Here is a 22,326-nt window from a genome sequence, read left to right as displayed (position 1 = left end):
TTTAGAGGGACTTGATACCTCTAAAGGTATGATGAGCAAAGGGAACAGGGAACAGGGAACAGGGAGCAGGGAGCAGGGAGCAGGGAACAAACATTCTCTCAATTCCTACACGGATTGCTATTTTTGTAAAAAAGACTGGAAGTGTGGGGAGTGGGCGCGGGGCGCGGGCGCGGGGAGTGTAGTGAAGCTGGTAGAGCGTTGGTGTTAGAGGTGCGAAGGATCCTCAAGCAGGTTGAGACAGCACACCCGAAAATTTAAACAGGCAAGATGCCCGTTCCACAGGTGCGCTTTCCAGCCACCGGGTCAAACAGCATGCATTGAGATGCACCTGGGAATTTTATTATAATTTTTGCTAATTTAATAAAATAGAAAATAGTAGGTCAGTTTACACTATGAAAGTCACAAATCAACTAGCACAATTAAGAGCTAATTCCGGAAATATCAGTTACGAAGAAATTTCTGAATCTACGGGAATCAATCCCCAACAATTAAGGGAACTCGAAAATGGGGAAGCGAATGCGATGAAGCGAAGCTTCCGCTAAGAGCGAACGCTTTTACTACCCTCGGTCAACTCTGTGCTTTCTTTCACTGTAGTCCCAACGATTTATTGGTTGTAGACTGGGAGGGGGAAGAAATAGCCCCACCTAGCGCCGAGGAAATAGAGAAAGCTTCACAGATAATCAAACAGGCATTTGCCCGTGCTGAGGCGATGCCACCCCGTTCTGCGGAGGAAATTTGGGATAGTTTTGAAGGGACTATCGAACGAATTTCGCACCAACTTTAAAAATCATAATTTGCACAAAAAACTGAGGTAAGCAGGATGAAGTTTGATGGTAAGCATTCAGCTATCAGCCGTCAGCCGTCAGCTCTCAGTGGTCAGTGGTCAGCCGTGAGCTTATTTTATTCAAAAGCACCTCAATTAGCGTGGCACAGGCTTCTAGCCTGTGACGCCCATAAGCTGATAGCACCTCAAGTAGCACCATCTGTAGCGCATTAGCACCTCAAGTAGCGTGCGCGTAGCGCTAATCGCTGACCGCTGATAGCTGATAGCTGACGGCTGAATGCTTACGTTTTCATTCCTTATTATTGTCGCTTTTGGAAAGAATAGGACGACCGATTGGTTATCCTGACTCAAGAATTGTTGCCATTGCCCTACAAAGCAATCTAACTGAGGCTGGATAACTGGAAAACAAAATTGAGAAAGCGATCGCTTTCTTTGATCCGAGCGTTAGACACAATATGATTGCACTGTGCCTTAGCCTGCTTGATCTAACTAAAGTGCGATCGCATACTCTAGAGACTGTTGGTTAAGTGACATACTCCCACACTGAATCGAAGATTACAGTGTGGGCTTCTTACCAACTCCGGCAATCGCTTAGGATACTCGGTAAGCTTTATTAACGACACGGGATGCCCCTCCGCGCCGGAACAATACAATAAGTTCTATTTTTAATTAGTAGGTGGCGGTTAGCTCTTAATTTTGATTACCCTACTCTTTTTATTATAGACAATAATGCAATATTAAAGATCCTGTCCGCCATTCATCCCATGCCGACTTTCAGTACGGACGTGGGGCATAAGCGCGGATGAAGCTAAAGCCGAAATCCTAGCTGAGAGTGGGATCAACCCTGTCCGCCGTAACCCACTCAGCTTCAGTACTGTGACAGTCTCTTAATCCTCGTCATCCTCTGTTGACTCGAACAGGTCAGTGGCTTTACTGCCCAGTAGTCCAAAAATAGCACCGATGCCCATGTTCCAAGTGGTGTTGCAAGTTTCAAAGATACGGGTTTGTTCGGGGGAGAGCTTGTTTTGACTGGCTAACCACAAAGAAGTTCCGCCAGAGAGGAGGGTAAAGCAGACGACTGTGAAAAAGACTTGTTGGAAAACTGGGGGGAGTTTGACGTTTTTCATGCCAATTTCCTGAATTAATCAACTGAGTTCACTGTCGCAATTTTCTTTTGCACTTATTTCTCTGACTTAGCCTGACTTAGGCTGACTTACCTGACTTAGTTGGAAAATAGTCGCTAAACTAGGGTAGAACTATATGTGGAACCTCTGTGATGGGATTTCCGAAGATTTTTTTGGCTGACATAGCAAAAGATCAAAAACTTACTGAAGGAGAAAAAAAGGTTTTTATTGCGCTGTTTGGAGATGACAAAAGTAGAGTGCAAATTGCTGAAACTATTCACAGCACTGAGAGCGCTGTCAGTAGTCGTCTAACTGGAATCTACAGTAAGTTTCAAATTAGTGATAGTGGTCCAGTGAAGGAAAACATACTAAAGAATGATCTGATCAACAAGTATCAAGCTTGGGAGTCTAAAAACTCTAAAGACTCATCAATTCTCGATAGTCAACAACAAACCATTGATAAGCTCGTGGGAGAGGTGCGGCAGAAGCTTCAGCCCTACATCCAGAACAAGTGCGGCACAATGCGGGTGCTGGATATGACTCAGCCAATTCAGTTGACTGGAGAGCGGGGCATCTATACCAAGGTCAACATTCTGGAAAAAATCACGGCACGCAGCCGAGTGGATATTCCTGAACTGATGCAAAACTGCAACCCCGAGGACTGTGAGCGGTTTGGACTCAACCAGGTAACGGAGCAGCGAGTGCCGGGACTAGAAGCCGTAAAGCGTTGCAGCAAGCTGATGGTGTTGGGGAAACCGGGTTCGGGGAAGACTACATTTTTGAAGTATCTGGCCATGCAATGCATTGAGGGACAGTTTCATGCAAACCGAGTTCCCTTGTTTATCACCCTCAAAGATTTTGCGGAAACCCCCAGGGCAACGGATTTAAAGACCTACATCAGCCAATCTTTCACCAGTTGTGGTATTTCCGAGGGGTTATTCCGTCAAGGTAGAACATTAATTCTTCTAGACGGGTTGGATGAGGTGCGAGAAGAAGACACTCATCGGGTCTTGAAGGAAATTCGAGATTTTTCTTACCAGTTTTCCAATAATCATATTGTCATCACCTGTCGAATTGCTGCCAAGGAATATACCTTTGAAAAATTTACTGAAGTAGAAGTAGCGGATTTTAACCAAGACCAAATTACCATTTTTGCCCAAAACTGGTTTCGGTTAACTGACCCCGTGAAAGCTGAACACTTCATCCAAAAATTGGAAAAGGACAAGCCGATTCAAGAACTGGCAACCAATCCCCTACTGCTGACCCTGCTCTGCTTGGTGTTTGGCGAAGCGGGGAATTTTCCGGCAAATCGCTCCGAACTTTATAAGGAAGGGTTGGATGTGTTGCTCAAAAAATGGGATGCCAAACGCAACATTGAGCGGGATCAGGTCTATAAAAACCTGTCTGTGCAACGCAAGGAAGACTTGCTGAGTCAAATTGCTCTAACTACCTTTAAGCAGAAAGATTACTTCTTTAAGCAAAAAAACCTTGAGGAATATATCGCTGATTTTATTCGCAACTTATATCAGGAAGAGCCCAATCAAAAAGATCTGAAATTGGACAGCGAAGCCATATTAAAGTCCATTGAAGCCCAGCATGGGTTACTAGTGGAACGGGCAAAAAGAATCTATTCCTTTTCTCATCTGACATTTCACGAGTATTTCGCCGCCAGGGAAATTGTTGCCAATCATGCTTATGACAGTTTGGTGGAGTATATCACTGATAAAAGCTGGCGAGAGGTCTTCTTGCTCACCGCAGCTATGCTGCGTAATGCTGATAATTTACTAATCTTAATGAAGCGGAAGATTGATCGGCTGTTGATCAGAGATGAGAAGTTACAAAAGTTTATTACTTGGGCAAGTCAAAAAGCCCTATCTATCCAGGCTGACTACAAATTAGCTGCCATCAGAGCTTTTTATGTTGGCCTTGGTTTTTCCATAGATTGTGAAATTGACTTTTTTGTCAACCTTTGTTCTATAGATTTAAACTTAGGACAAAGGTTGGATAAAGCCCTAAAATTTTTACCCATTGTGTCAAAAATAGGTATTGATAATAATCTTGATATTGACCTTGATCTTGCTTTCAGCTTAGAAAATGACTTAATAAAATATTACTTAATAATCAAGGACGATCATGAGCATTTATATCAGCCTTTCAACTTCTCGTTTGCTATTCAAAATTTACCTAAAAATGAACTAAGTAATTTCTTAAAAAAACTGAGAAAGCAAAGACCTCATTTTAATAGGAGTGATCTATACTTTAATAGGCGTGAATATCCATTGGAACAGTTTAATAAAACAGATAGTAAAACTTGGATGAAAGAATTAAGAAATATGATGATTAAGCATCGAAATATTGGGCATTACTGGCAGTTCAGCGAACAGCAGAAAGAATTACTAAAGCAGTATTATGATGCCAACGTACTGCTAGTAGAGTGTCTAAATAGCGATTGTTATGTCAGCAGAGAAGTTAGGCAGGAAATTGAAGATACCTTACTGTTACCCATATCTGAGATTGAGAAGTCGCCTCACTCTAGCTAACCCTTTCTCTCCAGGAATAGGCTGAAGCATACTACTAAAAATATTGTTATTATCACAATTCCTGGGAGTTGGCTGCAATCCAAGTAGCTATAGACTCTTGATTTTCGATTCCTTCTACTAAATTATTAATCTTGATAACGGCTTCTTCTTCTACCGCCACTAACTCATATCTGTTTAGACGTAAAAAAACGTCGATGACAGCGAGGGCAATTCGCTTGTTACCATCGACGAAAGGATGATTTTTTGCCAAACCAAAAGCGTAGGCTGCTGCGAGATCAAACAGACTAGCACTATCACTGTAGCGAAATAAATGTTTAGGTCTAGCTAAACTACTTGAAAGTAAATTCGGGTCTCTTAATCCAAAACATCCGCCATGCTCTAGGATTAACTTGTCATGGATAGCTATTACTGCTTGCTCTGGCACCCAGCGAGGCTCTTTCAATGAGCTAATTCCCGAAAAGCATTGCGATAGTTTTTGCGAGTTATCGCGAAAGCTGCCATTGCTGCCTCGAATTCAGAATTATCTTGAATACTAGCAGGATTTGCCACCTTGTCAGCCTGTTCCAAAGGAGCCAAACCCTTACCCAAGACATCAATATTGGAAACACGGGAGGGAAACTGCTTCCCAAGGGGATTTAACTCACCCTGAAGTTCCGCTGAGAGTGAATCCTCTAGCTGAGTTAGGGCGACCAAGAAGAGTTTGAGGGTGATTGCATCTAGGAAGTTCATGGCTTGAAGTGTGCGTGTATTAGCTCAGGCAAGTCAAAAAGGATAAAGCTTATTGTATTGGGCATCATAGATAATACCCAGAGTGTAGCAAAAAAGTAGTAGGCATAACACAGAATAAAAATGCGATTGACCGTAGGTCACGCTACTTGAGCTGCATCTGTTGAGCTTGATAAGCGCATTTGTATTTGAGATGTAAAGCTGTATGGTCTTTTTTTATTGGACAATAAAACTTAGGATCTTTTTCCCCTCTTGCCTCTTGCCTCTTGCCTCTTGCCTCTTGCCTCTTGCCTTGCGCAAGTATCTTCACAACCGAGATACAAAAGCTATATCAACTCAGGCGCTTGCAAAGCCACAAAGCAAACAGAGGTAACGCCAGTCTGTAGCCTTGCTCGGAGCCATAAATTAAACCTTTGTGCTGCAACCCAGCGATCGCTCCTTGGAGAGAACCCCCTCTTGATAGGTAATGCTTCTGAATGTAATCTCGACTTTGTGGCTTGTCCGTAGGGTCTAGGGCGAGGGATTCTAACAGATGGGCTTGATTAGCTGGAAGCAGCATCAGTAATGACTCGAAGACCATGGATAAGTCCGCTAGCAGTTCTTGGATGGCCTGCTGAACATGCCCATCACGAATTAGCCCGTCAGACACTCGTACCGACTTAAGGCGTCGCACCAGTGCCGACGCATCACCGAAGTGTCCTTGCACGGCATTGACAAAGATTTCCAGTGCTTGCGATCGCGGATCGAAGGTCAGCCGTTGCGTATGCAAAACTTCAGTTACCCAAGCCGCAACGACATCATTAGCTAAAGGAGCCAGCTGCACAATTTCCAAATTATTCCCCGGTTCATGGGGATAAATGCTGGTTTCTGCGATCGTTGCCACTAGCACATAACTTACCTGAGTCTGACCTTCGATCTGTTCCCTCAAAAATTTTTCCCACACCCCATGACGATCCCAAGAGCGGATGTGGGGGAAGCTTTCCAAAGTCAACACTACCCGTTCCCCCTCAGATTCGGCTAACCTTTGCAGAAGATCCAGTAATACTTCAAATGCTTTCCGTTGCAGCTCTTTGCTCTGGATCCGAACCGGTTTAAGTCCCTCTGTGCCAGTGCCTTCATCCTTCAGGACAAATAATTCCGCTGCCTTATCTTCAATCCAATCTGCCATTAGAGCTTGAATCGTCGCCATGGGAAAGGTCTGGTTTATGCTCTCCCACAGCAGTTGCACAAAGCGCTGACCATCGGTAACCCGGATGCAGTCAACCTCCAGGATTTTAACTCCAACTTCCCGTGCTGCCCGCCTGACCAAAGTCCGCCGTCCGCTTCCGGGCACTCCCACAATCAGCACGTTGCCATCACGGGCTAAAACATGAGTGATGCGCTGGAATTGTGCTTGCCGCCCAACCAATTCAAATGGTACTGATAAATCCAAAAGATTCACGGCTAATGCATCCCGCTCCCAAGTGTAGACATCCTTCGGCGGCACACCTTCAGTAGTTGGCAAGCTTCCAACTGTATCGCTGACATCCTCAGGCCTGAGGTTAACCATTGATTTGCCATGAGTCGATTCTGTCATGTGCTATTGCCCGTATTTTTCCAAATCCCAAGCTCAAAGCAAAACCTTGGTGTGGGATGAGTCTATGGTGTACCTTGGAACTTATCAATAGTGTCAATAGTTCCTAGCACTATTAAAACGTGCTATATATTTTATAGCACTGTTCGACAGTATCATTGTATAAAGATAATTACCACCAACCCTTACCCAATAGGCAATTCCCGTGTTAGAAGCATTCATATTTGCCACAATATTGTGCGGATTTTTCGGCATCATCCTTAAAAAGAACCTGGTTATGAAAATCATCTCTATGGATATCATGAGCACGGGGGTGATTGCCTATTACGTGTTGGTTGCATCCCGAGATGGTTTATTCACACCCATTCTTTCAAACGTCGAAAATAGGGCTTACGCAGATCCGGTGCCCCAGGCAGTGATCTTGACAGCGATTGTGATCGGCTTTTCCATTCAAGCCTTGATGCTAGTAGGTGTTATGAAACTGGCACGGGACAATCCTACCCTGGAAAGCAACCAGATCGAGAAGAATAACACGCCATGAGTACCATTACGATTCCCTGGATTGCCCTACCGCTATTTGTGGGATTCAGCATTTATCTATTCCCCAAACTTGACCGATACCTCGCCCTAGGGGTTGCCATGGTTTCGGTTGAATATGGGACACAGCTATTTCTCACAAAATCGCCATTAAGCCTAAAGCTGCTGGATAATTTCGGTGTCACATTACTAGTAGATCAATTAAGCGCCTTTTTTATCTTGACCAATGGGCTGGTAACCGCAGCAGTCATTCTCTACTGTTGGCAAAGTGGTAAAACAGCTTTTTTTTATACCCAAACCATTATCTTACATGGCAGTGTCAATGCCGTATTTATCTGTGCAGATTTGATCAGTTTATACGTAGCATTAGAGGTAATTAGTATTGCTGCGTTTCTGTTGATTGCCTATCCCCGAACCGACCGATCAATTTGGGTAGCCTTGCGCTATCTTTTGATCAGCAATACAGCCATGCTGTTTTATCTTATCGGCGCAATTTTAGTCTATCAGGCCAATCATTCCTTTGCCTTTGAAGGGTTGCGCGGAGCAACTCCAGAAGCTCTTGCCCTGATCTTTCTGGCACTGTTAGTCAAGGGGGGAATATTTGTATCAGGATTGTGGTTACCCTTGACCCACTCCGAATCTGAGAGCCCAGTGTCGGCATTGCTATCGGGAGCTGTGGTCAAAACCGGAGTCTTTCCACTGTTGCGTTTTGCTCTAATTGTGGAGGAACTTGATCCCATCGTCAGGATATTTGGAGTGGGGACAGCGCTTCTGGGAGTAGGCTATGCAGTGTTTGAAAAAGATACCAAGCGTATGCTGGCGTTTCATACCATTTCCCAGTTAGGCTTTATCCTCGCCGCACCAGAAGTAGGGGGCTTTTATGCCCTGACCCACGGCCTGGTGAAAGGGGCGCTCTTTTTAATCGCGGGTATTTTGCCCAGCCGCAACCTCAAGGAACTGCAACATCAGCCGATGAATACCCAAATCTGGATTGCCCTGGCTATAGCTAGCTTCTCAATTTCCGGCTTTCCCTTGTTGTCTGGCTTTGGGGCGAAGGTGTTGACCATGAAGAATCTAGTGCCCTGGCAAGTTATCGGTATGAATGTTGCTGCCCTAGGAACAGCCATATCCTTTGCGAAATTCATCTTTCTGCCCCATGGGGATAGCAGCCAAGGGCAGGTAAAGGTCAATTTTTGGTTAGCGATGATACTGTTGCTCGGTGGGCTGATTGCCGTCAATAGTGTGTACTACCAGGCATATAATTTTGCCAATATTATCAAACCCCTGGCAACCATTGCCCTGGGGTGGTTGGCATATTTTTTGATTTTCAAACGATCTGTAATCAAGCTGCCCCGTGTGCTTGAAGAATTTGACCATCTCATTGGGATGATGAGTCTGATATTAATCCTACTGTTCTGGATGGTGTTTGCATGAGTACCATGACCATTGCCTGGATTGCTCTACCGCTATTTGTGGGATTCAGCATTTATCTGCTCCCCAAATTTGACCGATACCTCGCCCTAGGGGTTGCCCTTTTTTCGGTTGAATATGGGACACAGCTATTTTTTCTGGCAAAATCGCCATTAAGTATACAGCTGCTGGATAATTTTGGTGTCACATTACTAGTAGATCAATTAAGCGCCTTTTTTATCTTGACCAATGGGCTGGTAACCGCAGCAGTCATCCTCTACTGTTGGCAAAGTGGTAGAACAGCTTTTTTCTATACCCAAACCATTATCTTACATGGCAGTGTCAATGCCGTATTTATCTGTGCAGATTTCATCAGTTTATACGTAGCATTAGAAGTAATCAGTATTGCTGCGTTTCTGTTGATTGCCTATCCCCGAACCGACCGATCAATTTGGGTAGCCTTGCGCTATCTTTTTGTCAGCAATACAGCCATGCTGTTGTATCTGGTCGGCGCAATTTTAGTCTATAAGGCCAATAATTCCTTTGCCTTTGAAGGCTTGCGGGGAGCACCTCCAGAAGCCCTTGCCCTGATCTTTCTGGGACTGTTAGTCAAGGGGGGAATATTTGTCTCAGGATTGTGGTTACCCTTGACCCACTCCGAATCTCAGAGCCCAGTGTCGGCGTTGCTATCGGGAGTTGTGATCAAAACCGGAGTCTTTCCACTGTTGCGTTGTGCTCTGATTGTGGAGGAACTTGATCCTATCGTCAGGATATTTGGAGTGGGGACAGCGCTTCTGGGAATAACCTATGCCTTATTTGAAAAGGATACCAAGCGTATTCTCGCCTTTAGCACGATTTCCCAGTTAGGCTTTATCCTCGCCTCACCAGAAGTCGGCGGCTTTTATGCCCTGACCCATGGTTTGGTCAAATCAGCGCTCTTTTTGATCGCTGGTGTTTTGCCCAGCCGTAACCTCAATGAACTGCAACATCAGCGGATTAATACCCCAATTTGGATTGCCCTGGCTATAGCTAGCTTCTCAATTTCCGGCTTTCCATTATTGTCTGGCTTTGGGGCGAAGGTGTTGACTCTGAAGAATCTAGTGCCCTGGCAAGTTATCGGTATGAATGTTGCTGCCCTAGGAACGGCAACATGCTTTGGGAAATTCATCTTTCTGCCCCATGGGGATGACAGCCAAGGGCAGGTAAAGGTCAATTTTTGGTTAGCGATGATACTGTTGCTCGGTGGGCTGATTGCCGCCAATGGTGTGTATTACCAGGCATATAATTTTGCCAATATTATCAAACCCCTGGTAACCATTGCCCTTGGGTGGTTGGCATATTTGTTGATTTTCAAACGATCTGTACTCAAGCTACCCCGTGTGCTTGAGGAATTTGACCATCTAATTGGGGTGATGAGTTTGATGTTAGTGTTATTGTTCTGGATGGTGTTTCCATGATTGGGCATCTAAATCTAATCTTACGACTGGTTATCTGGTTTTTGCTGACTGCTAATCTGAGTCTGCCAAATATCATCATTGGGATTGCGATCGCATTGTTATTACCAGGACGCCCCAAAACCCCAGAAGCCTTAAAGGATTGGCTGCGGGTGCTCGGTGAAGTGATAGTGGCGATTCCCCAGGCATATATTGAGGCATTTGAAATCATGCTCCGTCCCCATAAGCACGAAGATGTAATCATGGAAGGAGTCAAACCCCAACGGACTCCTGGGCTGATATTCCTGGATATATTCCTGATCACCTTTACACCAAAAACCATTGTGTTGAAATACCACCAAGATGGCAGGTACGAAGTTCACCGGGTTCGACGGAGGAGAAAGCGATGACACTGATCCTGATTGCCATGATTCTGGCTCTGCTCATCCCCATTTATGAGGCTTGGCAAGATGATGATATTTGGCAAAAAATGTTGGCATTTGCCAGTATTGCCACCAAGACATCAATCATGATCCTAGTGGTATCTGTCTTGCGAGATGATTGGATGATCGGTGTTGTCGGAGTGATCATCCTGAGTGTGGGAAATGCTGGATTAATGTTACTGGCACACGTAATTAAACGAATGAGTGATGTATGATTAATGCACTGAGTTACACTTGCATAGGTGTCGGAATCCTATTCTGGTTTTGGGGAACCATTCCCCTAATCGGTCACCGATCAGTATTATTCAAGCTGCATAGTCTTTCAGTGGCAGATACCCTCGGCTCGATGAGTATCATCGTCGGGCTGCTCCTGAAGATACCCAGTGAATGGCCGCTGCTGATTCTCGCCATTATCTCCTTGGCGATCTGGAATACAGTGTTGGGATATGTTTTGGCTTACTGTTCCAGTAGTGAGGGTGACAATGATTGATAGCTATATCTATGTCATAACCGCCCTACTGCCTTTGTCGGCCTGCATGCTGGTATTTCAGGTCAATCCATACCATGCTCTGGTGATCCGAGGCATACTCGGAGCGGTGGCGGCTTTGGTCTATGCCATGTTTGGGGCAGCGGATGTGGCTTTGACCGAAGCGTTGGTGGGTACCATGCTAGCCATTACCCTCTATGCGGTTGCGGTGCGTTCATCCTTAACCATGCGTCTTGGAGTGATCCAAGACAGGCCAGTGGAGGCAGATGGAGAGTCTTTAGCAGACAGCAAGACCAAACCGGATTTTGGGGAACTGATGAATGACTTACGCACAATTCTGAACAAACACTATATGCGCCTTGAGCTGGTAACCTACACAGATAGGGAGACCTTGCACCGGGCGCTGTTGGCAAAAGAAGTCCATGGGACCTGTACCGAAGATGAGAGATGGCTCTTTGAGCAAGACCAGAGGGGATTAGCTCCAGGAGCTACCCAGAAGGCATCACCACAGGATGATCAAGACCAGGTAGGGCAAGAGTATGAAAATCTACCTTATCACACCCAGACCAGGGTTCAACGCCTCTATGAAATCATGCAAAGTGAACTTTCATTATCGGCGACAAGCTTGAGTTATGTAAATGTACCAGAGGCAGGGAAAGATCATTAGATGAAATGGATTTACATTGCAGCAGGGATAGCGCTGTACGTCAAATTTATGGTTTTGCCGAATCCGGCGGCAGACTTATCAGATCTCTCTATCGTCGAATCCGTTGTAAAAGATACTGGGGTGCCCAATGCCGTTTCGGGTATCATTTTCCGGAATCGGCTCTATGACACCATCTTTGAAGTGGTGGTATTTACGATCGCGATCATGGGAGCTAAATTTCTACTGGCCGATGAAAAGCCCTTCTGCACGATCTATCAATTTACCGATAAACCATCCATTGTTCTAGCCCGTCTGGGAGCGACGATTGCTGCGTTGGTAGGTATCGAGCTGGCGATTCGGGGGCATCTGAGTCCAGGAGGTGGCTTTGCGGCTGGGGTGGCGGGGGGAACAGCAATCGGTCTAGTTGCCATAACCTCATCATTCCAGTGGATGCAGGCGTTCTACAAGCGCTGGCAAGCTGCTAGGTGGGAAAAGGTTTCAGTTTTGATTTTTATTGTACTAGCGGTTATAACGTTGACAGGAGTAGAATTACCCCATGGGGAGTTGCAGACACTGGTCAGCGGTATCGTCATCCCCTTACTCAACATCCTGGTTGCAGTAAAAGTGGCTTTGGGTTCCTGGGCAGTTATTTTGGTTTTCATTCATCATCGGGGATTGCTATGATCGATTACAGCGGTTTGAAATTTGATGAGGTACAAAATTATGGGTTTTAGGGAGCAGCGATCCCCCCTACCCCCCCTTAATAAGGGGGGAAAAGAGCAGGGAACAGAACAAAAATCCTGTGTACCTTATAGTTATGAAAAACGCTGTCTTTTTACCTATACCCATTCGCCCACACCCAGTAAGCCTAAAAATGCTCCTTGTCACTTCTTGATGCAGTCGCTCATGGGGGAAACCCCCAAGACCGCGCTGCATCGCTCCCTCAGCAGAACTGCTATAGTGTATTTTTCAAGCTAGTAAGGTACAAAAATGATGATACCTCAGATAATTGTACTCTAGCATTTTTTAGTCTAATGAGGTGCAAGATATTTTTTAAATCTTCCCTGTTCCCTCTTATTGAAAAATTATTTCTTCCCTGTTCCCTGTTCCCTGTTCCCTGTTCCCTGTTCCCTGTTCCCTGTTCCCTGTTCCCTAACAAAAAAATGTACCTCAAATAATTAAAAACTGCTATACATATCATCATGGTTAACACAGACACGACCTTAGAAGAAGGTACCAGCCTAACAGTAGAGACTCGAATCTCCCAAGTGACCGTCTACTCTAACCAGGCAAGGGTGACGCGGCGCACTAAGGTGTCACTGACTGGGCAAGAGCAAGAACTGGTAATCCCTCGGCTACCGATGACCATCGAAACGGAGTCGGTGCGAGCAACAGGGACTGGTACAGGGGTTGTGCGATTATTGGGAGTACGGACAGAAAAAGTCTTTGACTCTGAACCAGTGGGGGAACAAGTTGCTCAATTGAGTGGGCAAATCAAGGAGTTAGAAAAGCAAAAACGCCACCTCCAAGACCAGCAGGCGTCAAAGGAGCTAGCACGGAATTTTGTGGAGGCTTTGAGTGATAAAGCTGTCCAACATTTTTCCCGCAGTCTTGCCCAACAACAGATTGGCGTGCAGGAAACAGGTGAATTTCTGAACTTTCTGGAGCAGCGTCACCATGCAGATGCTAGCGCGATCGCTCAACAACAAGAACAACAGCAAGAGTTACAAAAACAATTAAATGCTCTGAAAGCTAAGCTACAACAGTTGAAAACTCCCCGTCCCCAGGAGAGTTTGAGCATTATTGTCACCTTAGCAGCAGAGGGGGCAGTGGATTTTGACCTAGAAGTATCCTATGTAGTGAATCGTGCCAGTTGGATACCACTTTACGACTTGCGCAGCAACAGCAGTAGCGATCGCATAAATCTGAGCTACCTTGCACAAGTCAAACAAAACACTGGGGAAGATTGGTCCAACGTTAGCCTTACTCTTTCCACTGCTAAGCCTGGACTGGGAACCCTACCCCCTAAGCTGGAACCATGGTACATTGAGGCACTAGACCAACAACCTATCCGAGCTTTGCGAAGGGTAAAGAGTAGAGCAATGTCTAGCTCAATGTCAGAATCATCTCCAGATCAAGACTATGAGGATGAGTCGGAAGCATTGACAATTCGTAGTGCTCTTAGCCTGTCAGCACCAGCACCAGTTGCTGCCCAAGCAGTGGTAGCAGTAGTATCGACAGAAGGAGGTGTGGTTACCTTTGAGTTAGATGGTAATAGCAATATTCCCAGTGATGGTTCCCCGCACAAAGTGACTATTTTCAGTGATGAATATCCTAGTAATCCTGAGTATCTCGCCATTCCTCGGCTAGTTAGCTTCGCTTACCTACAAACTGTTGTTACCAATCCTGTTACTGGTGCAACGTTGTTACCAGGCAAAGCGACTATCTTTCGTGATCAAACCTTTGTTGGTACCACTAAGTTGGAGAATATTGCACCAGGACAAGAATTCAGGCTGAACTTAGGCATAGATGAGGGAGTCAAAATTGAGCGGGATTTAGTAGAGCGTCAAGTTGATAAGAAATTAATTGGCAACCAGCGCCGCACCACTTATGCCTATCGACTAGTAATTACTAATTTGCAAAGTGTGCAAAAAACTTTGGTAGTTAAAGAACAGTTGCCAGTAAGTCGTGATGAAAAAATCAAAGTGCGGCTGAGTCAGACTAATCCTAAAATACAGACCGGTGAGATGGGATTGCTAGAATGGAAAATTGATTTATCAGCCCAGGATAAGCAAGAGCTATATTATCAGTTTATCATAGAGCATTCCCCTGAGTTAAAAGTGATTGGTTTGGATATTTAGCTGGGATACTGATTTTTATGGGTTGTCTCATTACAGGATAATTTGAGTTTTTCAAAAGTAATTTGATACAGCGTTTTTCATAGCTATTAGGTACACAGGATTTTTTACCTATTACCTATTACCTATTACCTATTACCTATTACCTATTACCTATTACCTATTACCTATTACCTATTACCTATTACCTGTTCCCTATTCCCTGCTCCCTGCTCCCTACTCCCTGCTCCCTAACACCAAGGTACCCGATCGGGTACTGCTAAGAGTCTGACTGATGAGCCACACTAGAAGTAGGGAGTATGAAGGGAGGATAGCATTTATGACATTTCAGGCAACTTTTTGCTGCGATACTGCATCATATAGCATCAGGATTGGGAATAATGTTACATTTTATTGCGATGAACGGAAAATGTCAATTGCATAATGTGTAGCTATTAAGTCGATAGATTATATAGAGGCTATAGCGCCAATAGCGCTATAAGCCTCTAGTTGTCAGCTATGTCGATCTGGCAGATATCGGGGTGCCATCTGACTATAGTCAATTCGTCTACCGGGGGAAATTTTAATGACAGTGAATTTCAGCAGATTTTTTCGGGTCTGTAATCCCAGTAAAACCCTGAATCTGGGCAAGGCTGAAGACCAACAATATTACATTGATTTTTCTGAGGTGCGGGGCAGCAATATTATTCGAGAACTCAGACGCACCATTACCTTCTCAGAAGACGAGCCCACCTGTCAGTTGTTTACGGGACACATGGGCTGTGGCAAGTCTACGGAGTTATCGCGATTGAAACGGGAATTAGAACAACAGGGATATCATGTCGTTTATTTTGAGTCCTCTAATGACTTGGATCTGGCAGATGTAGAGATCAGTGATATTTTGCTGACCATTGCTCGTCAGGTGATTCAAAGTCTGGAGGAAGCTAAAATTAAACTCCAACCCACCCGCTTCCAATCCTTAGTGCAAGGGGCGGCTAAGTTGTTAAACTCCGAGGTGACCGGGTTGAAATTCAAAGTTCCTGAGTTTCAGGCCGGTGGTGTAGGGGTGAAAATACCTGATGAGATTGGCCTCAGCTCACAAGAGGACGAGTATTCCCTAGCCTTTGGGATTGGGGAAATTACTACGAAAGCTAAGAATTCTAAGGACATTCGCTCCCTATTGCGACAACATCTAGAGCCACGGGTCAACAATATTTTAGAAGCGATTAATACAGAACTGATTGAACCAGCTCAACAGCAGCTGCAACAGCAGGGTAAAGCTGGACTAGTGGTGATTGTGGATAATCTTGACCGGATCCATAATAAACCTAAGTCAGGGCAACGCAATCAGCCAGAATATTTGTTTGTAGACCAGGGGGAGTATCTTAATCAACTCAAATGCCATGTGGTCTACACCATTCCCCTGATTTTGGCATTTTCTAATGACCAAGAAAACCTCAGGAATCGCTTTGGTTGTGAGCACCAAGTGTTACCGATGGTACGGGTAAAAGAAGCAGATGGTAGTCCCAGTGATGCTGGAATTGCTTTGCTGCGAGAGATGGTCTTAGCCAGAGCCTTCCCAGATGTGGAGCCAGAGCAACGGCTCGGTTTAATTACAAAAGTGTTTGATAGCCCACAGACCTTGGATCGGCTGTGTCTATTTAGTGGGGGTCATGTCAGGAATTTGCTGGTGCTGCTCCGGAACTGCCTCAGGAAAGACGAACCGCCTTTATCTGGTAACTTGCTAGACAGTGTGATTAGTCAGCGTCGCAATGAATTGAGCAGGGCAATTACACCGGATGAGTGGCAATTGCTCAGAAATGTGGCTGAACACAAAACTGTCAGGGGTGAGGAGGAATACCAAATCCTGTTGAAGAGTTTGTTTGTGTTTGAGTATTGTAATGACCACGGATGCTGGTATGATATCAATCCCGTGTTAGCTGATGCCAAAGAGTTGAATGGAAGCTAGACTTCGCGGCAGAAGTAGGGAACAGGGAACAGGGAACAGGGAACAGGGAACAGGGAACAGAGAACAGGGAACAGGGAACAGAGAGTCAGCTAATGCGCTACGCGCACGCGTGCGCGTTCAGCCAAAAAATGTGCGAGAGGTTCATGACCTGATGCCGTCAGCTCTTCATGAACTTCCTAAAGATTATTATAAACAACTGGGAGACAGTGGTCAACTAGACATAGAAATTGAGCTAGAGGAGTTGAAGCGAGCCAAAAAGCTTTATCATCAACAGCCGCTTAAATCCGTATTGGATGTTATTAAGGACTCTCAAAGTTATCCCTATTTGGTGGTTTTAGGAGACCCAGGCTCCGGTAAATCTACCTTGCTGCAATATTTAGCATTAAATTGGGCAAGAACAGATTTGAATACTGCCCTTTCTCTACCAATTCCCTTACTGATTGAATTACGCACCTATATCCGCAATCGCGATAGTGGACAGTGTAATAACTTCTTGGAATTTTGCAATCAAAGCAGTGGCTCCATCTGTCATCTGAATCAACATCAACTGCATCACCAGTTAAAGGCTGGTAAAGTATTAGTGATGTTTGATGGCTTGGATGAAGTGTTTGAGCCAGGGAAACGAGAAGATGTGATTACCGATATTCATCGTTTTACCAATACCTATCCTAAGGTACGAGTAATTGTTACATCTCGCGTCATTGGTTATAAACCCCAACGGCTACGAAATGCTGAATTTCATCATGTTATGCTCCAAGACTTGGAGTCGGAACAAATTCAAACCTTTATCGAGAAGTGGCATGAATTAACCTTTACTAATCAAGCGGATAAAGTTAGGAAACAGGAGCGCTTACAAAAAGCCATAGACACATCCTCCCCGATTCGACAACTGGCGGTAAATCCCCTATTACTAACCATGATGGCAATCCTGAACCGCAATCAAGAATTGCCTCGTGACCGGTCTGAACTCTATAACCAAGCGTCTCGCTTACTGCTCCATCAATGGGATGTAGAGCGAGCATTACTAGAAGATAATCGTGTTGATCCCAAGACTATTGATTATCAAGATAAGCAACAGATGCTGGGAAAAGTGGCATATTTCATGCAGGGAAATCAAGCAGGGTTAGCGGGAAATTTGATTAGTGGAGAGGATTTAGAAACGATTATAAAAGAGGAGCTTAAATTACGGGATGTTAATGACCCGAGAGCCGTTGCTAAGGTAATGATTAATCAGTTGCGCACCCGCAATTTTATATTGTGTTTCATGGGAGCCGATTACTACGCCTTTGTGCATCGGACATTTTTGGAATATTTCTGTGCTTGGGAATTTGTCAGGAAATTTGAAAAAAAACAGGAGATTTCCCTAGAACAGTTACAAACCGAGGTATTTGGTCAGCACTGGCGGGATGAATCTTGGCATGAAGTGCTCAGATTGATTGTGGGCATGATTGATTCCAACAAAGCTGGAGAAATTCTTGATTATTTGATGGCACAAGATGGAGAAGGTGATGAGTTTGGTAATTTATTTCTGGCAGCAGATTGTTTGTCTGAGGTTAGGAATCGGTATGAAATTCAATCAACGGATACTGAATTACTGAATTGCTTCAAAGACTTAAGTGATTATGATCTAAATCATGATTATTACCAGTATGGAGATGAGGCAAGGTTAGTTCGTGATATTCGCACTAAAGCTGTTGTAGCAGTAGCCACCCATTGGCAAGACCATCGAGATACCTTACCCCTACTTCAACAATCGGCTCGCTCTGATAAAGATTGGAAGGTGCGACTTACAGCAATTGAACAGTTAGTTGAAGGTTACAAAGACCACCGAGATACCTTACCCCTACTTCAAGCATGGGCTCGCTCTGATAAAAATTGGTCGGTGCGATGTATAGCAATTGAAAAGTTAGCTCAAGGTTACAAAAACCAGCCATATACCTTAGCCCTACTTCAACAATCGGCTCGCTCCGATAAATATTTGACGGTGCGAGTTACAGCAATTGAACAGTTAGCTCAAGGTTACAAAGACCACCCAGATACCTTACCCCTACTTCAACAATCGGCTCGCTCTGATACTGATTCGGATGTACGAGCTACAGCAATTGAAAAGTTAGCTCAAGGTTACCAAGACCACCCAGATACCTTACCCCTACTTCAACAATCGGCTCGCTCTGATAAAGATTCGTGGGTGCGATGTGCAGCAATTGAACAGTTAGCTCAAGGTTGGCACGATCGCGTAGCGTGGCCTACGGCCAATCAGCCTTGGTTATTTAAATTTTTATGCGTTCGCGTAGCGGCTCTTTCAGAGCATCGCACTCTCAATGACCCCTTTGAGCGTAAGAAAAGCTGGATAGACAATCCTCGACAAATAGCCCTTCAGGCCATCCTCAAATATTATCCTAACCATTCCCAAACCCGATCCTTATTGCAGAATAGAGCAGAGCATGACCCTGATCCTAAACTGCGGCAGTATGCTCAAGAGAAATTAGCAAAATTACGGTAGTTCTGATAGTAATCAAGTATACAGGATTTTTTACCTATTCCCTAAAATTCTCAACTGATTTACCTCACCGAATTTATAACTGCTAGCTATTATCAATAAGCTTTAAAAAAGACTTGACAACTATTATGAAATATAGTAATTTCATGATTGACACCCAGTAAAATACTCCCAAAGTCGCAAACCCTGGGAGAGTCATTTTAGGTTACATTAAATCCAGTCTAGCATCCCTGTTTGATTTGTAAAAATCCAACCATGGGAATAGATTTGAATTTAGAATTTAGAATTTAGAATTTAGAATTTGTAACCAGGTACACAAAAATGATTACACATTTTACAAAAATCAAAGCCTTACAATGTAAGGATTACAGAAATTGAGAGTACGTAATTAATTCTGTGTAGGTGTTTAATTCTACATTCTTAATTCTACATTCTTAATTCTACATTCTTAATTTTACATTCTTAATTCTACATTCTTAATTCTACATTCTTACCTCCTTCGACAACAATCGCTGTCTTGATGCAGTCGCTCCAATAACGGTTTAGGAATTGTTTCGAAATCCTCCAACAAGAAATCCATAATCGCCAGATGGCGCAAGTGACCAGGAGTGGGAGGGTAACAGCGACAACTGGTGTTAAACCAGCCGTTAACAGTTTGAACGGAGCAAGAGCAGATCAAGGCCATATCTTCCCTAGTCAAGTCCCACTTTTGGTAAAACCGTTGCGGTGTCATACCCAATTCGGAGTAACTGTAAAGTCGGATCAAGATTTGCTCGCGCTCGGTCATGGGATAGGGATAGGAATTCTCGCCCTTTAACTCCCTCTGTTGGGCAAGCTGTTCAAGGCGCTCTATTGTGCTACACACACGCTACGCGAACGCTTCGTGATAATCGATGGAATGATAAACAAATCGCTTTTTTGCCATTATTATAGAGTTACCTCCATTGAACTTGGGGGAAAAGCCGCGCTTGCAGGTTGGTGGCCGGAGAGCGCGGTTTTTTTCAATGATTATAATATAACTATTGGCTACTCTTATTGTCAAGAATAAAACAAAAAAAATCAAAGCAATTTACAAAATTTTTCATAAATAGTTACAAAATAACGATTATAATGGTATTTTTTTTAGCTAATAACTTAAATTTCTATAGTAAAGGAAACAGAGAACAGGGAACAGGAAACAGGGAATAGAAAGTAGGAAGTAGGGAGTCGTAAAAAAAATTATCACAATTCATTGATGATTTCTAGATTAACTGTTTATAAGTTGATCAACTTATCTCATGTTAGGATAATTACCCATAATAAAAATATCCCCATCTCCCTATCTCCCCATCTCCCCACACTTCCCTTATTTTTTACAAATATGAGATGCACCCAATTGATAGTATTACTTGAGGGTCTCCTTAAAGGTATCCTCAAACTGATCGTTAGTCATTTTGCCAGCTTCTAGGTCTTCAAACAGGGTTTGAATTTTTTCTGTAAGCTGCTGATATGCATCTGGGTCTCCAAGCAAGGCTTTTTGCTTTTTCTTAAGGAGACGAAACAACCAAGGCTGGATAAATCCTGACTTCGGTTCTTGCCATAACCCTTTGCCTTGGCGTTCCGCATCTGCCTCTGCCAACAGAAGAGAGATAGCCATCTCCCGAGGGCACTTACTAAAATAATCGTAATAAATCAGTGATAATCCTTCTTTTACTAAACTATGCTGAAGAAACGTGCCATCCAATAAGTAAACTTCGCCAATTCTACGATTGTAGCGAGTGTCGATGTCAGTAATTCTTAATTTAACTTTATCACCGTTTTCTTCGACCAAATTTTTGACCCAGTCTTTACCTTCATTGCCCCACTTAAATTGACTTTGATAGAGGGCATTGTCCTGATTTTTATCCTCAAGTTTTTTGTAACCCCACCCCTTAGGAGTTTCTGGTGCATCAATGTAAACGAAACGCACTGTAATCTCTTCTCCGGAGCCATCAATCACATCAATGGTGTCAGCATCGGAAACTTTCTTAACAGCGTAGGTTTCTAGGGACTCAAAGTATGGCGGTACTTGAGGAGGAACTGACCCTACTTTACTTAAAATTTCAGTAATCAAGTCTGTCATGGTGTAAATCCTATCAGGACTCAGATAAAAGTAATCGATGAACAGGCAATCAGTGCCTCAAATCAACAGTTGATGCTATTCTAGATTTAAGACTAACCATAGCAAAACACTTACTAGCTGTCTATGGGCTTCAATCATCCAGAAGAAAAGGACTAAGATTTAATCGCAGACGGTTTTTTATCACTAATTATCCTGACACTATATAACCTGACAAGCATTATTGATGGTAGTTGTGTCATCAGCGGTTAGCGGTCAGCGGTCAGCGGTCAGCAGTCAGCTTATTTTATTCAAAGGTGCGCTACGCAAACGCTGCGCGAACAGTACCGTGGCCACAGGCCAATCGCTGATAGCTGAATGCTGATAGCTTACCTTACCTCAAAGCCTTTACCCCGTCTTCTTTCCTAGAGCGATCGCTTATGAGTTGGGTAGCCCACTGTCCTAATAAATTGTAGGATAATAGTTTTGGGAAATCTTTAGTCAAAATAGTACACAAGATAGTACAGAGGAAGTTATATGTCCCGATATAGAGGCCCGCGTCTGCGGGTCGTTCGCCGTCTGGGTGATTTGCCCGGTTTAAGTCGTAAAACACCCCGCCGTGCCTATCCCCCTGGTCAACATGGTCAAAACCGTCGGAAACGCTCAGAATATGCGATCCGTCTCGAAGAAAAGCAGAAACTGCGCTATAACTACGGAGTGACTGAAAAGCAGTTAATTCGCTATGTCCGTAAAGCTCGTCGAGCCACCGGTTCCACTGGACAAGCTTTGCTGCAACTGCTAGAGATGCGACTGGATAACACAGTCTTCCGGATGGGTATGGGAGGTACCATCCCAGCGGCTCGTCAGCTCGTGAATCATGGTCATGTTACTGTAAATGGTCAAGTAGTTAATATTGCTAGCTATCAGTGTCGCCCTGGCGATGTGATTGCGGTTAGAAACCGTGATCAATCCCGCCGTCTAGTAGAACGCAACTTGGAATTTCCTGGCTTAGCAAACCTTCCTAGCCATTTAGAGTTTGATAAGAACACCTTCACCGGGAAGGTGAATGGGATTATTGATCGGGAATGGGTAGCATTACAAATTAACGAGCTACTGGTGGTTGAGTACTACTCCAGGAAAGTCTAACCCGGGTTGAAGGTTAACAGGTTGAAGGTTAACAGGTTGAAGGTTAACAGGTTTAAGGTTAACAGGTTGAAAGTTAACAGGTTTAAGGTTGAAC

At 44.2% G+C, this 22,326-nt stretch carries 23 protein-coding genes; 16 read left to right on the top strand and 7 right to left on the bottom strand.

Features of this window, described 5'->3' with window-relative positions; translation table 11 throughout:
• The first annotated feature begins 392 nt into the window (after window positions 1-392).
• The gene (locus F6K52_RS03260) at window positions 393-542 is read left to right on the top strand and encodes a helix-turn-helix transcriptional regulator (RefSeq protein WP_293073968.1); all 150 of its coding nucleotides are present in this window, start codon (window positions 393-395) and stop codon (window positions 540-542) included.
• Window positions 543-607: 65 nt separating this feature from the next.
• Window positions 608-784 carry a hypothetical protein gene (locus F6K52_RS03255; protein WP_293073965.1) on the top strand — a complete coding sequence of 59 codons (177 nt, stop codon included), beginning with the start codon at window positions 608-610 and terminating at the stop codon, window positions 782-784.
• Between the two features lie 887 nt (window positions 785-1,671).
• Here F6K52_RS03255 and F6K52_RS03250 read toward each other — a convergent pair.
• Complete coding sequence (locus F6K52_RS03250; protein WP_293073962.1) at window positions 1,672-1,911, bottom strand: hypothetical protein; 240 nt, start codon at window positions 1,909-1,911, stop codon at window positions 1,672-1,674.
• 149 nt (window positions 1,912-2,060) lie between these two features.
• On the opposite strand from F6K52_RS03250, the gene F6K52_RS03245 reads away from it, so the two are divergent.
• Entirely contained in the window at window positions 2,061-4,448 is a 2,388-nt protein-coding gene (locus F6K52_RS03245) for an NACHT domain-containing protein (protein WP_293073959.1), read from the top strand.
• Window positions 4,449-4,500: 52 nt separating this feature from the next.
• On the opposite strand, the gene F6K52_RS03240 is transcribed toward F6K52_RS03245, so the two are convergent.
• The 4 genes from F6K52_RS03240 to F6K52_RS03225 all read right to left on the bottom strand — a co-directional run bounded on the left by F6K52_RS03240 (window position 4,501) and on the right by F6K52_RS03225 (window position 6,750).
• A complete protein-coding gene (locus F6K52_RS03240; RefSeq protein ID WP_293073956.1) occupies window positions 4,501-4,890 on the bottom strand; it encodes a type II toxin-antitoxin system death-on-curing family toxin in 390 nt (129 codons plus the stop codon).
• A complete protein-coding gene (locus F6K52_RS03235; protein WP_293073953.1) occupies window positions 4,887-5,177 on the bottom strand; it encodes a hypothetical protein in 291 nt (96 codons plus the stop codon). Before F6K52_RS03235 ends, F6K52_RS03240 begins: the two co-directional genes overlap by 4 nt.
• Window positions 5,178-5,319: 142 nt before the next feature.
• Window positions 5,320-5,484, bottom strand: a complete 165-nt coding sequence (locus F6K52_RS03230; protein ID WP_293073951.1) for a hypothetical protein — start codon at window positions 5,482-5,484, stop codon at window positions 5,320-5,322.
• A 21-nt stretch (window positions 5,485-5,505) separates the two neighbouring features.
• A complete protein-coding gene (locus tag F6K52_RS03225) occupies window positions 5,506-6,750 on the bottom strand; it encodes an ATP-binding protein (protein ID WP_293073948.1) in 1,245 nt (414 codons plus the stop codon).
• 202 nt (window positions 6,751-6,952) lie between these two features.
• Between F6K52_RS03225 and F6K52_RS03220 the strand changes: the two genes are divergently transcribed.
• The 12 genes from F6K52_RS03220 to F6K52_RS03165 all read left to right on the top strand — a co-directional run bounded on the left by F6K52_RS03220 (window position 6,953) and on the right by F6K52_RS03165 (window position 19,012).
• A complete protein-coding gene (locus tag F6K52_RS03220) occupies window positions 6,953-7,288 on the top strand; it encodes a cation:proton antiporter subunit C (RefSeq protein WP_293073945.1) in 336 nt (111 codons plus the stop codon).
• The gene (locus F6K52_RS03215) at window positions 7,285-8,718 is read left to right on the top strand and encodes a cation:proton antiporter (protein ID WP_293073942.1); all 1,434 of its coding nucleotides are present in this window, start codon (window positions 7,285-7,287) and stop codon (window positions 8,716-8,718) included. Before F6K52_RS03220 ends, F6K52_RS03215 begins: the two co-directional genes overlap by 4 nt.
• Window positions 8,719-8,723: 5 nt before the next feature.
• Window positions 8,724-10,151, top strand: coding sequence for a cation:proton antiporter (locus F6K52_RS03210; RefSeq protein WP_293073939.1), 1,428 nt, complete (start codon window positions 8,724-8,726; stop codon window positions 10,149-10,151).
• Window positions 10,148-10,537 carry a Na+/H+ antiporter subunit E gene (locus tag F6K52_RS03205; RefSeq protein WP_293073936.1) on the top strand — a complete coding sequence of 130 codons (390 nt, stop codon included), beginning with the start codon at window positions 10,148-10,150 and terminating at the stop codon, window positions 10,535-10,537. Before F6K52_RS03210 ends, F6K52_RS03205 begins: the two co-directional genes overlap by 4 nt.
• Window positions 10,534-10,785, top strand: coding sequence for a hypothetical protein (locus tag F6K52_RS03200; protein WP_075900854.1), 252 nt, complete (start codon window positions 10,534-10,536; stop codon window positions 10,783-10,785). The genes F6K52_RS03205 and F6K52_RS03200 overlap by 4 nt, the downstream gene beginning before the upstream one ends.
• Window positions 10,782-11,060, top strand: a complete 279-nt coding sequence (locus F6K52_RS03195) for a monovalent cation/H(+) antiporter subunit G (protein WP_293073934.1) — start codon at window positions 10,782-10,784, stop codon at window positions 11,058-11,060. Before F6K52_RS03200 ends, F6K52_RS03195 begins: the two co-directional genes overlap by 4 nt.
• Window positions 11,053-11,724, top strand: a complete 672-nt coding sequence (locus F6K52_RS03190; RefSeq protein ID WP_293073931.1) for a DUF4040 domain-containing protein — start codon at window positions 11,053-11,055, stop codon at window positions 11,722-11,724. The genes F6K52_RS03195 and F6K52_RS03190 overlap by 8 nt, the downstream gene beginning before the upstream one ends.
• Entirely contained in the window at window positions 11,725-12,387 is a 663-nt protein-coding gene (locus F6K52_RS03185; RefSeq protein WP_293073928.1) for a Na(+)/H(+) antiporter subunit B, read from the top strand.
• A gap of 197 nt (window positions 12,388-12,584) precedes the next feature.
• Window positions 12,585-12,881 (top strand): hypothetical protein, encoded by a 297-nt coding sequence (locus tag F6K52_RS03180; protein WP_293073925.1) that lies wholly within the window; start codon window positions 12,585-12,587, stop codon window positions 12,879-12,881.
• Window positions 12,882-12,905: 24 nt separating this feature from the next.
• Window positions 12,906-14,564 carry a mucoidy inhibitor MuiA family protein gene (locus F6K52_RS03175; protein WP_293073922.1) on the top strand — a complete coding sequence of 553 codons (1,659 nt, stop codon included), beginning with the start codon at window positions 12,906-12,908 and terminating at the stop codon, window positions 14,562-14,564.
• Between the two features lie 562 nt (window positions 14,565-15,126).
• Window positions 15,127-16,509 (top strand): ATP-binding protein, encoded by a 1,383-nt coding sequence (locus F6K52_RS03170; RefSeq protein ID WP_293073919.1) that lies wholly within the window; start codon window positions 15,127-15,129, stop codon window positions 16,507-16,509.
• Window positions 16,499-19,012 (top strand): HEAT repeat domain-containing protein, encoded by a 2,514-nt coding sequence (locus F6K52_RS03165; protein WP_293073916.1) that lies wholly within the window; start codon window positions 16,499-16,501, stop codon window positions 19,010-19,012. Before F6K52_RS03170 ends, F6K52_RS03165 begins: the two co-directional genes overlap by 11 nt.
• Before the next feature lie 487 nt (window positions 19,013-19,499).
• On the opposite strand, the gene F6K52_RS03160 is transcribed toward F6K52_RS03165, so the two are convergent.
• Both F6K52_RS03160 and F6K52_RS03155 read right to left on the bottom strand, forming a co-directional pair.
• Window positions 19,500-19,874, bottom strand: a complete 375-nt coding sequence (locus F6K52_RS03160; protein WP_293073913.1) for a hypothetical protein — start codon at window positions 19,872-19,874, stop codon at window positions 19,500-19,502.
• A gap of 519 nt (window positions 19,875-20,393) precedes the next feature.
• Window positions 20,394-21,110, bottom strand: a complete 717-nt coding sequence (locus F6K52_RS03155) for a thermonuclease family protein (RefSeq protein WP_293073910.1) — start codon at window positions 21,108-21,110, stop codon at window positions 20,394-20,396.
• Window positions 21,111-21,623: 513 nt separating this feature from the next.
• Between F6K52_RS03155 and rpsD the strand changes: the two genes are divergently transcribed.
• Entirely contained in the window at window positions 21,624-22,232 is a 609-nt protein-coding gene (rpsD, locus tag F6K52_RS03150; protein WP_070395435.1) for a 30S ribosomal protein S4, read from the top strand.
• The last annotated feature ends 94 nt before the right edge of the window (window positions 22,233-22,326 follow it).

The sequence above is a fragment of the Moorena sp. SIO3H5 genome (assembly GCF_010692395.1).
Classification (GTDB): Bacteria; Cyanobacteriota; Cyanobacteriia; order Cyanobacteriales; family Coleofasciculaceae; genus Moorena.
The sequence above is the reverse complement of the archived record's forward strand: the minus strand, read 5'-3'. Positions and strand labels throughout refer to the sequence as shown.

Bases quoted from the DNA above. Each gene is read 5' to 3' on its own strand.
- F6K52_RS03235 (WP_293073953.1), bottom strand. From the start codon at position 5,177: ATGAACTTCCTAGATGCAATCACCCTCAAACTCTTCTTGGTCGCCCTA.
- F6K52_RS03155 (WP_293073910.1), bottom strand. From the start codon at position 21,110: ATGACAGACTTGATTACTGAAATTTTAAGTAAAGTAGGGTCAGTTCCT.
- F6K52_RS03190 (WP_293073931.1), top strand. From the start codon at position 11,053: ATGATTGATAGCTATATCTATGTCATAACCGCCCTACTGCCTTTGTCG.
- rpsD (WP_070395435.1), top strand. From the start codon at position 21,624: ATGTCCCGATATAGAGGCCCGCGTCTGCGGGTCGTTCGCCGTCTGGGT.
- F6K52_RS03245 (WP_293073959.1), top strand. From the start codon at position 2,061: ATGGGATTTCCGAAGATTTTTTTGGCTGACATAGCAAAAGATCAAAAA.
- F6K52_RS03195 (WP_293073934.1), top strand. From the start codon at position 10,782: ATGATTAATGCACTGAGTTACACTTGCATAGGTGTCGGAATCCTATTC.
- F6K52_RS03260 (WP_293073968.1), top strand. From the start codon at position 393: ATGAAAGTCACAAATCAACTAGCACAATTAAGAGCTAATTCCGGAAAT.
- F6K52_RS03225 (WP_293073948.1), bottom strand. From the start codon at position 6,750: ATGACAGAATCGACTCATGGCAAATCAATGGTTAACCTCAGGCCTGAG.
- F6K52_RS03170 (WP_293073919.1), top strand. From the start codon at position 15,127: ATGACAGTGAATTTCAGCAGATTTTTTCGGGTCTGTAATCCCAGTAAA.
- F6K52_RS03200 (WP_075900854.1), top strand. From the start codon at position 10,534: ATGACACTGATCCTGATTGCCATGATTCTGGCTCTGCTCATCCCCATT.
- F6K52_RS03210 (WP_293073939.1), top strand. From the start codon at position 8,724: ATGACCATTGCCTGGATTGCTCTACCGCTATTTGTGGGATTCAGCATT.
- F6K52_RS03215 (WP_293073942.1), top strand. From the start codon at position 7,285: ATGAGTACCATTACGATTCCCTGGATTGCCCTACCGCTATTTGTGGGA.
- F6K52_RS03185 (WP_293073928.1), top strand. From the start codon at position 11,725: ATGAAATGGATTTACATTGCAGCAGGGATAGCGCTGTACGTCAAATTT.
- F6K52_RS03165 (WP_293073916.1), top strand. From the start codon at position 16,499: ATGGAAGCTAGACTTCGCGGCAGAAGTAGGGAACAGGGAACAGGGAAC.
- F6K52_RS03175 (WP_293073922.1), top strand. From the start codon at position 12,906: ATGGTTAACACAGACACGACCTTAGAAGAAGGTACCAGCCTAACAGTA.
- F6K52_RS03250 (WP_293073962.1), bottom strand. From the start codon at position 1,911: ATGAAAAACGTCAAACTCCCCCCAGTTTTCCAACAAGTCTTTTTCACA.
- F6K52_RS03205 (WP_293073936.1), top strand. From the start codon at position 10,148: ATGATTGGGCATCTAAATCTAATCTTACGACTGGTTATCTGGTTTTTG.